Annotated in this window: 11 protein-coding genes and 1 pseudogene; 6 read left to right on the top strand and 6 right to left on the bottom strand. The window is 53.3% G+C overall.

What is annotated here, in order from left to right; genetic code table 11:
- Positions 1 to 3 precede the first annotated feature (3 nt).
- The 5 genes and pseudogenes from rsxG (at position 4) to gstA (ending at position 4,760) form a co-directional block, all read left to right on the top strand.
- Positions 4 to 634: pseudogene (rsxG, locus tag P3C52_RS18595) on the top strand (electron transport complex subunit RsxG).
- Positions 627 to 1,316: an electron transport complex subunit E gene (locus P3C52_RS18600; protein ID WP_275556395.1), complete on the top strand. Its 690-nt coding sequence runs from the start codon at positions 627 to 629 to the stop codon at positions 1,314 to 1,316. The pseudogene rsxG and the gene P3C52_RS18600 overlap by 8 nt, the downstream one beginning before the upstream one ends.
- Positions 1,313 to 1,948, top strand: coding sequence for an endonuclease III (nth, locus tag P3C52_RS18605; protein WP_275556396.1), 636 nt, complete (start codon positions 1,313 to 1,315; stop codon positions 1,946 to 1,948). The genes P3C52_RS18600 and nth overlap by 4 nt, the downstream gene beginning before the upstream one ends.
- 608 nt (positions 1,949 to 2,556) lie before the next feature.
- Positions 2,557 to 4,032: a dipeptide/tripeptide permease DtpA gene (gene dtpA / locus P3C52_RS18610; RefSeq protein WP_275556397.1), complete on the top strand. Its 1,476-nt coding sequence runs from the start codon at positions 2,557 to 2,559 to the stop codon at positions 4,030 to 4,032.
- Between the two features lie 122 nt (positions 4,033 to 4,154).
- Complete coding sequence (gene gstA, locus P3C52_RS18615) at positions 4,155 to 4,760, top strand: glutathione transferase GstA (RefSeq protein WP_275556398.1); 606 nt, start codon at positions 4,155 to 4,157, stop codon at positions 4,758 to 4,760.
- 39 nt (positions 4,761 to 4,799) lie between these two features.
- Here gstA and pdxY read toward each other — a convergent pair whose 3' ends face one another.
- The 5 genes from pdxY to anmK form a co-directional block, all read right to left on the bottom strand.
- Positions 4,800 to 5,660, bottom strand: a complete 861-nt coding sequence (gene pdxY / locus P3C52_RS18620) for a pyridoxal kinase PdxY (RefSeq protein ID WP_275556399.1) — start codon at positions 5,658 to 5,660, stop codon at positions 4,800 to 4,802.
- Positions 5,661 to 5,718: 58 nt separating this feature from the next.
- The gene (gene tyrS, locus P3C52_RS18625) at positions 5,719 to 6,993 is read right to left on the bottom strand and encodes a tyrosine--tRNA ligase (RefSeq protein ID WP_275556400.1); all 1,275 of its coding nucleotides are present in this window, start codon (positions 6,991 to 6,993) and stop codon (positions 5,719 to 5,721) included.
- A 133-nt stretch (positions 6,994 to 7,126) separates the two neighbouring features.
- A complete protein-coding gene (gene pdxH, locus P3C52_RS18630; protein ID WP_275556401.1) occupies positions 7,127 to 7,783 on the bottom strand; it encodes a pyridoxamine 5'-phosphate oxidase in 657 nt (218 codons plus the stop codon).
- Between the two features lie 65 nt (positions 7,784 to 7,848).
- The gene (locus P3C52_RS18635) at positions 7,849 to 8,157 is read right to left on the bottom strand and encodes an MliC family protein (RefSeq protein ID WP_275556402.1); all 309 of its coding nucleotides are present in this window, start codon (positions 8,155 to 8,157) and stop codon (positions 7,849 to 7,851) included.
- Positions 8,158 to 8,176: 19 nt separating this feature from the next.
- Complete coding sequence (gene anmK / locus P3C52_RS18640) at positions 8,177 to 9,295, bottom strand: anhydro-N-acetylmuramic acid kinase (protein WP_275556403.1); 1,119 nt, start codon at positions 9,293 to 9,295, stop codon at positions 8,177 to 8,179.
- 288 nt (positions 9,296 to 9,583) lie between these two features.
- Here anmK and P3C52_RS18645 point away from each other — a divergent pair, with 288 nt between their 5' ends.
- Positions 9,584 to 10,051 (top strand): glycine zipper 2TM domain-containing protein, encoded by a 468-nt coding sequence (locus P3C52_RS18645; protein WP_275556404.1) that lies wholly within the window; start codon positions 9,584 to 9,586, stop codon positions 10,049 to 10,051.
- A gap of 47 nt (positions 10,052 to 10,098) precedes the next feature.
- On the opposite strand, the gene slyA is transcribed toward P3C52_RS18645, so the two are convergent.
- Positions 10,099 to 10,542: a transcriptional regulator SlyA gene (slyA, locus tag P3C52_RS18650; RefSeq protein ID WP_275556405.1), complete on the bottom strand. Its 444-nt coding sequence runs from the start codon at positions 10,540 to 10,542 to the stop codon at positions 10,099 to 10,101.
- Positions 10,543 to 11,355 lie beyond the last annotated feature (813 nt).

The raw sequence follows: 11,355 nt of genomic DNA on the forward strand, positions 1-11,355 counted from the left end.
AGCATGCTGGATACCATTCGTAAAAATGGCGTCAGGCTGGCGCTGTTCGCCGCCGTAACCACCGGTTTGACGGCAGTTATTAATGCGGTGACTAAACCGACCATCGATCATCAGACGGCGCTGCAGCAAAAATTTTGCTGGATCAGGTGGTACCGCCGGCATTGTATAACAACAAAATCGGGAAGAATGTTACGTTGTCACCGACAGTACGCTGGGCAACGATAAGCCGCATCATCTCTATATTGCCCGTCAGGACGATCGGCCAATCGCTGCGGCGCTGGAAACCACCGCGCCGGACGGCTATTCTGGCGCGATTCAGATGCTGGTCGGCGCGGATTTTCAGGGAAAAGTGCTGGGCGTTCGCGTGGTGGAACATCATGAAACGCCAGGGCTTGGCGATAAAATCGAGCTGCGTATTTCCGACTGGATTACCCATTTCAGCGGTAAGCAGCTGCACGGCGCCAGCGATGCGCATTTCGCCGTGAAAAAGGATGGCGGCGAGTTTGATCAGTTTACCGGCGCGACCATTACGCCGCGCGCGGTGGTAAATGCGACGAAACGCGCTACCCTGCTTATCGAAACCCTGCCGGAGAAACTCTCTTCGCTACCCGCTTGTGGAGATGCTAATGAGTGAAGCTAAAAATCTGTTGATCGGCGGCCTGTGGAAAAATAACTCCTCGCTGGTACAGTTGCTCGGTCTTTGTCCGCTGCTGGCGGTGACGTCTACCGCGACCAACGCGCTGGGCCTTGGCCTGGCGACCACGCTGGTGCTGACCATTACCAACAGCGCAATCTCTGCCTCGCGCCGCTGGGTGCCGTCGGAAATCCGTATTCCGATTTACGTCATGATCATCGCTTCGGTGGTGAGCTGCGTACAGATGCTGATTAACGCTTACGCCTATGGGCTTTATCAGTCGCTGGGGATCTTTATTCCGCTGATTGTTACCAACTGTATTGTGGTCGGTCGCGCTGAAGCGGTAGCGTCCAAAAGCAGCATTCCGCTTTCGGCGCTGGACGGTTTCGCTATCGGCATGGGCGCCACCAGCGCAATGTTTGTGCTGGGCTGCCTGCGTGAAATTATCGGCAACGGCACTATTTTTAACGGCGCCGATCAGCTGCTGGGTTCCTGGGCCAAGGTGCTACGCATAGAGGTGGTTCACTTTGATTCACCGCTGCTGCTGGCGATGCTGCCACCGGGCGCCTTTATCGGCCTCGGCATGCTGCTGGCGGCAAAATATATTATCGATCAAAAGCTTAAAGCGCGTGCTGAAGCGCAGCGCAGTCTGCCACAGGGACAAACCGGAAAAGCGGTGTGAATAAAGAAAAACGCTATCAGATCCTTTCTCGTTTGCGGGCTAATAACCCGCATCCGACGACGGAATTAAATTTTAACTCCCCTTTTGAGCTGTTGATTGCGGTCTTATTGTCGGCGCAGGCCACCGACGTCAGCGTCAATAAAGCGACGGCAAAACTCTATCCGGTGGCGAATACGCCCGCCGCGCTACTGGAACTCGGCGTCGAAGGGGTAAAGGAATATATTAAAACCATCGGCCTGTTTAACAGCAAAGCGGAAAATGTGATTAAGACCTGCCGCATTTTGCTGGAAAAGCATAATGGTGAAGTGCCGGAAAATCGCGAAGCACTGGAAGCCTTGCCCGGCGTAGGCCGTAAAACGGCAAACGTGGTACTGAATACCGCTTTTGGCTGGCCGACTATTGCGGTCGATACCCATATTTTCCGCGTCAGCAACCGGACTAATTTTGCGCCCGGCAAAAACGTTGAGCAGGTAGAAGAAAAACTGCTTAAGGTGGTTCCCGCCGAGTTTAAGGTTGATTGTCATCACTGGCTGATTTTACACGGTCGCTATACCTGTATCGCCCGCAAGCCGCGCTGCGGCTCCTGCATCATTGAAGATTTGTGCGAATATAAAGAGAAGACGGATCTCTGAGTCCGTGCGAGCCGGTCCGTTAACCGGCTCTGTTTCCTTTATTTTCCTCTCTGTCTAATAAATATTTATTGTGGTTTTACAGGCGCGCCAGACGGTTGCGGATAAAAGATCGGCAAAAACGCTTATTAATTGCTCGCCGCTTATTTTTTGCCTTAAATTATTGTTTTGAAACGTGATCCTGCTCACGTCTTATTGGCGCCGTATTTAGTGAATTGCGCAAGCTGTTATAAATACTGAGCAAAGCGGCTGCCAGGCTTCATTTTCAGCTATTTATTCTGCATTTTTAATCATTTTTTATATGTCGTAATGCCGAACAGGCGATCAGCAAATAATTGCCCTTTTGCCATCTTTTATCGAAGTAAAATGAAATATTATTCCGCTAATAAAATAACAAATAGCACTTAACACTAATTAACAACTCAGGCGCTTACTTTTAACCCTGAATCGCTCCCTTTGCATAGCAAATAAAAAAACACTTGCCAGCCGTGTCGGGATAAGAGAAATTAACCGCCGTTTTTTCTGATTCTATTACAGAACCGTGCGCTGGCTTCGCCTGTGACGCGGTCTTATTTCCTGGTGAAAATCAGGTTGAAACAACAGAGGTAACAGTGTCTAAAGCAAACAAACACACTGATGAGGCAGTCAGCCTCAATGCGTTCAAACAACCTAAAGCGTTTTATCTGATCTTTTCTATCGAACTTTGGGAACGTTTCGGCTACTACGGCTTACAGGCAATTATGGCCGTCTACCTGGTTAAACAACTGGGTATGTCCGAAGCCGACTCCATTACGCTTTTCTCCTCCTTCAGCGCGCTGGTCTATGGCTTAACCGCCATCGGCGGCTGGCTGGGCGATAAAGTCTTAGGCACCAAACGCGTTATTGTTCTCGGCGCGCTGGTACTGGCCGTAGGCTATGCCCTGATCGCCTGGTCCGGCCATGATGTATCGATGGTCTATATCGGTATGGCGACCGTTGCGATGGGTAGTGGACTGTTTAAAGCGAACCCGTCTTCTCTGCTTTCTACCTGCTACGAGAAAGACGATCCGCGTCTCGACGGCGCGTTCACCATGTTTTATATGTCCATCAACGTGGGCTCGCTGATCTCAATGATGCTGACTCCGTGGCTGGCAGCGCGCTACGGCTGGAGCGTCGCGTTCTCGCTCTCCGTGGTGGGCCTGGCAATTACCGTTGTTAACTTCCTGATGTTCCAGCGCATCGTGAAAGATTACGGTTCCAAACCGGACTTTGCGCCGCTGAATGTTGGTAAGCTGTTGGCGACGCTGGTGGGCGTAGTGGTGGTTATCGCTATCGCAACCTGGCTGCTGCATAACCAGTTTATCGCGCGTCTGGTTCTGGGCGTGATTGCGCTGGGCATTCTGGTGGTGTTCGCGAAAGAAGCCTTTGCTTTGCAGGGCGCGGCGCGCCGTAAGATGATTGTCGCCTTCCTGCTGATGGTTGAAGCGATTGTCTTCTTTGTTCTCTATATGCAGATGCCGACCTCGCTTAACTTCTTTGCTATTCGCAACGTTGAACACAGCATTCTTGGTATTACTTTTGAACCTGAGCAGTATCAGGCGCTGAACCCGTTCTGGATTATGGTCGCCAGCCCGATTCTGGCTGCGGTTTATAACAAGCTGGGTGACCGTCTGCCGATGCCGCACAAGTTTGCTATCGGTATGGTTCTCTGCTCTGCCGCGTTCCTGGTGCTGCCGCTGGGCGCGAAATTCGCCAGCGATCTGGGTATCGTTTCCGTCTCCTGGCTGATCCTGAGCTATGCGCTGCAGAGTATCGGCGAGCTGATGATTTCCGGCCTTGGCCTGGCGATGGTTGCCCAGCTGGTGCCGCAGCGTCTGATGGGCTTTATTATGGGCTCCTGGTTCCTGACCACCGCTGGCGCGGCGATGATCGCCGGTAAAGTGGCTAACCTGATGGCCGTACCGGAAAACGTAACCGATCCGCTGCAATCGCTGCACACCTATAGCGAAGTGTTCCAGCAAATCGGTATCGTTACCGCCGTTATCGCCGTGCTGATGCTGCTGACCGCGCCGATTCTGAACCGTATGACGCAGGAGCGCGACGCCTGATCGCTCTGCGTTGCCAATAGAAAAAGCCGTCCTCGCGACGGCTTTTTTATTCATTTAATACGCTGACATTTTATATCGCCCGCAGTAGGATGAGGCTCCCCCGCAGCAACAAGGAGCATTGTATGAAACTGTTCAGTAAAGCCGGTGCCTGTTCGCTTTCCCCCCATATTATTCTGCGCGAATGCGGCCTTGACTTCACTCAGGTGAATGTCGATCTGGCCAGCAAAAAAACCGAACGTGGTGAAGATTATCTGCAGATTAATCCCAAGGGTCAGGTGCCTGCTCTGGAACTGGATGACGGGACGCTGTTAACTGAGGGCCCGGCGATTGTGCAGTATCTGGCTGACCTGAAGCCGGATCGTCAGCTGCTGGCGCCGTCAGGAAGCCTGACGCGCTATCATACGCTGGAGTGGCTGAACTATATTGCGACCGAACTGCATAAAGGCTTTACGCCGCTTTTCCGTCCGGACACGCCCGATGAGTTCAAAGCGAAGCAGCGTCAGCAGCTGGAAAGCAAATTTCGCTATGTGAACGGTGAATTGCAGGATAAACAGTGGCTGGTCGGCACGCACTTTTCCGTGGCGGATGCCTATCTCTATGTGGTGTCGCGCTGGGCGCAGGCGGTACAGCTCGATTTAAGCGGTCTGGATGCGTTAAGCGCCTGGCAGGCGCGGGTGGCGGAACGTCCGGCAGTAGTTGCCGCACTGAAAGCCGAGGGCCTGGCCTGATGGTTGACGGGACGCTGAGGCGTCCCGTTTTTTATGCGCTTAAAGCCTTTCAGCAGCAAAATGGTGTGCAGGCTGCGCAATAAGATCCTGCGCCGCCACCAGCTGTAGCTCATACTCACCCATCTCATGGGTTTTTAACATCACTTCATAAACCGCAGCGGTAATATGTTCCAGCGACTGTTTTAACGTCTCACCTTTCAGCAGATTTACTAACAGCAGGCCGCTGGTAAGATCGCCGACGCCGACCGGCTGCCTTACGCCAAAATCGATCAGCGGACGGCTGATATGCCAGGCTTCCTGCGCGGTGACCAGCAGCATTTCAAAACGATCGCTGCGGCGTCCGGCGCGCGCCAGATGCTTCACCAGTACAATTTTCGGCCCCTGGGCGATGAGCTTACGTGACACTGTCACAGCTTCATCAATATTCGCCACACTGCTGCCGCTCAGCATCTCCAGCTCCAGCAGGTTAGGCGCAATGATATCGCTGGCAGGCAGCGAGGATTTGCAGTGAAATTCCGCCACGCCCGGCGCAACGATACAGCCTTTTTCAGGATGGCCCATCACCGGATCGCAGAAATACCAGGCGTCAGGGTTAGCCTGTTTAACCTGGCGAACGATTTCCAGAATCTGCTCGCCCTGCTCCGCCGAGCCTAAATAGCCGCTCAGCACCGCATCACAGGTTTTCAGACGATCGATGTCGGCAATGCCTTTTACGATCTCGGTTAAATGCGTTGCCGGCATGACCGTGCCGGTCCAGTGACCATATTGCGTATGGTTAGAGAACTGCACGGTGTTTAACGGCCAGACGTTGACACCCATGCGGCGCATCGGGAACTCCGCCGCGCTGTTGCCGGCGTGACCAAAAACGACGTGAGACTGAATAGCGAGAATATTTTTCATGTTGAACCTGCACAGCCTTGCCAAAAAATAAGGCCGGTCGAACCGGCCTTTTTTAGTTTTATTTCCAGCACACCAGACAGTAGTGCTTTTTACCGCGACGCAGCAGCGTATAACGGCCAAACAGCTTATCGCTGTCGCTGAAGCGGTATTCCGCATCAGACTGTTTTTCACCGTTAACCGTGACCGCATTCGAATTGATCATGGTGCGTGCCTGGCCGCGTGACGGCACCAGCTCCGCCGTAACCAGCGCCTGCTGCAGATCGGCATCGTTATCCAGTGCGATGGTCGGCATACCGTCCTGCGCCAGCTGCTCGAAATCTGCCTCGGTCATATCACTCAGGCTGCCGGAGAACAGGCTCTGGGTAATACGCTGCGCGGCGGCCAGACCCTCGTCGCCATGCACCAGACGCGTCACCTGCTCGGCCAGTACATACTGAGCGCGCGGCGCTTTACCGCTATTTTTATCTTCTTCTTCCAGCGCATCGATCTCTTCAATACTCATAAAGGTGAAGAATTTCAGGAAGCGGTACACATCCGCATCGGCGGTATTGATCCAGAACTGATAGAATTTGTACGGGCTGGTTTTCTTCGCATCCAGCCATACCGCGCCGCCTTCGGTCTTGCCGAATTTGGTGCCGTCAGACTTGGTGATCAGCGGTACGGTCAGGCCGAAAACCTGGTTCTGATGCAGACGACGCGTCAGATCGATACCGGAGGTGATGTTGCCCCACTGGTCGGAGCCGCCGATTTGCAGCGCCACACCATAGCGTTCGTTCAGGCAGGCAAAATCATAACCCTGCAACAGGTTGTAGGAGAACTCGGTAAAAGAGATCCCCTGATCTTCACGATTCAGACGCTGCTTCACCGCTTCTTTGTTAATCATCTGGTTAACAGAGAAGTGCTTGCCAATGTCACGCAGGAAGGTCAGCACGTTCATGCTGCCGAACCAGTCGTAGTTGTTTGCAGCTATCGCGCTGTTATCGCCACAGTCGAAATCAAGGAACGGCGCCACCTGCTGGCGGATCTTTTCTACCCATTCATTCACTGTTTCCGTGGTGTTGAGTTTGCGCTCGGCCGCTTTGAAGCTGGGATCGCCAATCAGTCCGGTGGCGCCGCCTACCAGCGCTACCGGTTTGTGTCCCGCATCCTGGAAACGTTTCAGACAAAGCAAAGGTACCAGATGGCCCAAATGCAAGCTGTCGGCGGTCGGATCGAAGCCGCAATAGAGAGCGATTGGGCCTTGCGCCAGTCTCTCTGCTAACGCATCCTCGTCCGTTACCTGGGCTATCAGGCCCCGCTCTTGCAATTGTTTAATCAGGTTACTGCTGGTCATTAAAGACTCCATGTTGTAACGACTGCACCTATGCTGGTACACAGCTTTCCGCTGACGTGCGGAGAAATGAAGGCGTATAGAATAAAGCGCCAGCGCAAGCAGCGCCAGCGCTGCAAACGGTTATTTAGCGAATTCAGGGCGCCAGGCGATCGATTTTCCAGCTCTCGCCTTCACGCTGGTAAAAAAAGCGATCGTGCAACCGGTTTTCACCGCCCTGCCAGAACTCCATGGCGTCAATTTTAATACGGAACCCGCCCCAGAAGCTGGGAAGCGGCACCTCGCCCTGGCTGAATTTCTGTTTCAGCTCAAGAAATTTGCTTTCCAGTACGCCGCGCGCGGAAATGCGGCTCGACTGCTGCGAAACCCAGGCACCGATTTGACTGTCACGCGGACGGCTGTGGAAATATTTCACCACTTCCAGCGTCGAGAGTTTTTCTACCTGCCCCAGTACCATCACCTGACGCTCGAGGAAATGCCACGGGAACAGCAGGCTGACACGCGGATTCTCAGCCAGCTGCTGCGCTTTGCGGCTGCCCAGGTTGGTATAGAAGATCATGCCGCGCTCATCGTAATGCTTGAGCAGCACAATGCGTTGATAAGGCTGTCCCTGGGCATCGACCGTGGCGACGCACATAGCGGTCGGATCGGGCAGCTGCGCCTCGCAGGCCTGGCGTAGCCACTGTTCAAAGAGCGCCAGCGGCTGCTCAGGTAAATCCTTACGGCGCAGGCCGCCGCGCGTATATTCACGCCGCAAATGGGCGATCTGTTGCAAACTGTCGTTTTCACTCATAACCGGGTTCAACCATTGCAAAGGGAGCAGCCATTCTGCTACTCGGCTGCGGAATATTCAACGCGTCAGGGCGCAGCCTGTAGCTGGCAGTCATTAACGATAATGCGCTGATTGCGTTCGATAAAAGCGCTATCGCCTTTGGTCCAGAAACTGTAAGTGCCGTCGCTGTAACGCGTGCCGGAGGCGGAAACCGCCTCGTTCAGCGTAAGCGGCTGGCCATCCATAATGAGATGCGCCTGCTGTTGCTCAATTTTTACCGTCAGCGGCAAGGTGCCGCACAGGTAGTGCAAGGTCTGAGTCTCAGACTGCTGTTTGCCAAACAGACCGCAGCCGCTTAATAACAGTACAACCGTTAACGTTAGCGTCTTACGCATGTTTTCTCCTCATATCCCATTAACGCGCAAGCCGGTTAGCCGGATAAATCGCGCCCAGAATGCTGGCTTCGCGCGCGCCGGTCACCGAGGGCAGATTCCCCGGCAACCCCGATAAGGTGCGATAAGCCAGCCACGCGAACGCCAGTCCTTCCATATCATCGCCGTTAATACCAACTTTGTCGGTGGTGACGACTTCAGTGCCCGCTAACAGCGCCGCCAGACGCGCCATCAGTAGCGGATTACGTCCGCCGCCGCCGCACACCAGCAGACGCTCGCAGCCGCCGCTCAGCAACACCTGTTCACTGACAGTCACCGCCGTCAGCTCCAGCAGCGTGGCCTGCACATCATGCGGCGCGATGCCAGGAAAATGCGCCAGCTGTTTTTCGATCCAGCCCGCATTGAAATACTCCCGACCGGTGCTTTTAGGCGCTGGCAACGCAAACCAGGCGTCACCCAGCATCTGTTGCAGCAACGGCAGGATAACCTTCCCGCCTGCCGCCCAGGCGCCATCTTTATCGTAAGGCTGGCCGCGATGACGCCAAATCCATGCATCCATCAACATATTGCCGGGGCCGGTATCGTAACCGCCTACCGGCTTGCCCGGGATCAGCAGTGAAAGGTTGGCGATGCCGCCAATGTTCAATACCATCCGACGCTCCTGCGGATGCATCAGTAACGCCTGATGAAAGGCGGGAACCAGCGGCGCGCCCTGCCCACCCAGCGCCATATCGCGGCGGCGAAAATCACCGACTACGGTAATGCCGGTAGCGGCGACGATCTGATTGTTATCGCCGATCTGTAGCGTACTGGGCGCCTCGCCATACGGCTCATGCCATACCGTCTGCCCATGACAGCCAATAGCGGTAATATCATCAGCGCTAAGGTTTTGTTGCTTTAATAGCGTTAACACGGCTTCGGCAAACAGGCGGCCAAGTTGCGTATCCAGCTGTCCAAGCTGGGATAACGTCAGGCTTTGCCCCTGATTAATGGCTAGCAGCGCCTGCCGTAACGGCTGCGGCACCGGATGACAATAGCTCGCCTGCTGCGCCACCATCCGCTCATCAATGGCCGCTAACACCACATCTACGCCATCCAGACTGGTGCCGGACATCACGCCAATATAGCGTCCCGATTTCATCGCACTACCTTACTTCCCCACAGGAAGAGAATTCAAACTGCCCTCAGCCTGGCAAAAAAGGCGGGGTAATTCTATGATTAATTGTTGTTTTTTATGGACGACCCGACGCTTTTACATTCAGCTATGATTTTTTCCTGGCATAATTGAATTTTTGTTTACCCCACGCGGTCTATGCTCAGCTATCGTCTTTTTCACAGGATTTTGAGACAGGCGAAGGTTCTGCCATATAATTAGGTTATCTGTGGCTGCCTTTTCAATGCAGTCAATAATCATGAAAGGAGCTTTATAATGATGAAGCGTTTATTAGTTGTGGCGCTGACTGGCATGACGCTTGCAGGCTGTACCAACACCGATACGCTTTCCGGCGACGTGTACAGTGCTAATGAAGCCAAGCAGGTTCAAAGCGTTAGCTACGGTACGCTGGTATCCGTTCGTCCGGTAAAAATTCAGGGCGGCGATGAGAACAATGTGATTGGTGCGCTCGGCGGCGCAGTGCTGGGTGGTTTCCTGGGCAACACCGTTGGCGGCGGTACCGGTCGCAGTCTGGCTACTGCGGGTGGCGCGGTGCTGGGTGGCGTAGCGGGCCAGGGCGTTCAGGGTGCGATGAATAAAACCGATGGTGTGGAACTGGAAATTCGTAAAGATGACGGCAACACCATTCTGGTTGTACAGAAACAGGCTGCCAGCCGTTACTCTGTGGGCCAGCGCGTGATGCTGGCGTCAAACGGCAGCCAGGTTACCGTCTCGCCGCGCTAAACGTTTTGCGCAAAAAAACCGACGCCGGGCGTCGGTTTTTTTCTGGCTTAATCACCTTTCTTTTGTAACTCAGCGATGTTTTTTTCCAGGCGGGCAATCAGCGTAACCAGTTGCTCAACTTCGCGCTTTGAAATACCGGCTAAAATATCATCGCGCGTGGCATCAATGACATGTTCCACTTCCTGAATAACCGGCTCCGCAGCTTTAGTCAGCTTGATGCGCTTTGCGCGCCGATCGTTGGCACAGGTACACCGAATAATCAGGCCCTTCTCCTCTAACTGATCCAGCGTGCGTACCAGAGAAGGCTGTTCAATGCCGATAGCTTTAGCCAGCTGAATTTGAGACTGATGCGGCGGTAGCTGATGGATATTGTGCAGTGTGACCCAGTGGGTTTGCGTCAGTTCCAGCGGTTTGAGTCGTTGATCGATCAATGCACGCCAGATGCGCACTAAACGTGCCAAATCCGTTCCTAGTGGCGTATCCAATTTCATCTCCTTATAATTAGCTTGCTAGCAATCAAGCATAATTTTAGTCTATTCTGCGAGTTTACAGGACAAATTACAAATTCAGCGCGTCCTGTAAAGGGCATCCATTCCTGATTTAAAACGTCCTGCATCAATGCTTTAAAAGAGCGGCTGTGATTACCTTACCCGCTGTTTAAAACCACTTCGCAAGATTTTTTCACACTTCCTGCATCGTTTTATTTAATGTATCCGGCACCAGATGGGAAATCGGTATTAAGCCGTTGAACTCACATGGCGCTGTGGGTATTACGTTCCCTTCCCCCCGGAAAGAATCACGTCTCGCTCCGTTAAAACATCAGCATGTCATAAACGCTTCAGCTTACTTTCCTGAGCTGTCATGGTAACGCATCGCGTAACGATATGCGTAGACAGAGTTGGCAAAACAGGAAGAGTCTTGCCAGCGGCAGCCTGTTTTTTGCTTTTGGCGGATGCGCGCTCTGCTGACATTTCATTAACTGATATCTTGTTAAGACCTTTCCGCTACGGCCATCATGCCGGGACAACACCTTACGGCAACGGGCATCGTCTCAAAGAAAGGGCGACACGTTCTGAATTGATACATTAATAAGCAAAACTTGGGTGTCAGAAAGAAAAGAGTACCGTTGGCTGACTGTGCGTTTGCTGATAGCGAACAAGGAATTGGTGTTAAACAACAATAATTGACTATTTTTTCCTCCTGGCGAGATTATATTTTGCCCCGCCGTTCCGCTAAATATAAACCGCCGCCTGCACATCGGCAGCGACGGTTTATTAACTCTTTACGCCTTGCACTGTATTAAG

Origin of the sequence: Mixta sp. Marseille-Q2659, from assembly GCF_940807255.1 — a bacterium.
Lineage (GTDB): Bacteria > Pseudomonadota > Gammaproteobacteria > Enterobacterales > Enterobacteriaceae > Mixta.

Coding starts and splice junctions, on each gene's coding strand:
- tyrS (WP_275556400.1), bottom strand. CDS start 6,993: ATGACCAGCAGTAACCTGATTAAACAATTGCAAGAGCGGGGCCTGATA.
- pdxY (WP_275556399.1), bottom strand. CDS start 5,660: ATGAAAAATATTCTCGCTATTCAGTCTCACGTCGTTTTTGGTCACGCC.
- P3C52_RS18645 (WP_275556404.1), top strand. CDS start 9,584: ATGATGAAGCGTTTATTAGTTGTGGCGCTGACTGGCATGACGCTTGCA.
- anmK (WP_275556403.1), bottom strand. CDS start 9,295: ATGAAATCGGGACGCTATATTGGCGTGATGTCCGGCACCAGTCTGGAT.
- gstA (WP_275556398.1), top strand. CDS start 4,155: ATGAAACTGTTCAGTAAAGCCGGTGCCTGTTCGCTTTCCCCCCATATT.
- P3C52_RS18635 (WP_275556402.1), bottom strand. CDS start 8,157: ATGCGTAAGACGCTAACGTTAACGGTTGTACTGTTATTAAGCGGCTGC.
- P3C52_RS18600 (WP_275556395.1), top strand. CDS start 627: ATGAGTGAAGCTAAAAATCTGTTGATCGGCGGCCTGTGGAAAAATAAC.
- slyA (WP_275556405.1), bottom strand. CDS start 10,542: ATGAAATTGGATACGCCACTAGGAACGGATTTGGCACGTTTAGTGCGC.
- pdxH (WP_275556401.1), bottom strand. CDS start 7,783: ATGAGTGAAAACGACAGTTTGCAACAGATCGCCCATTTGCGGCGTGAA.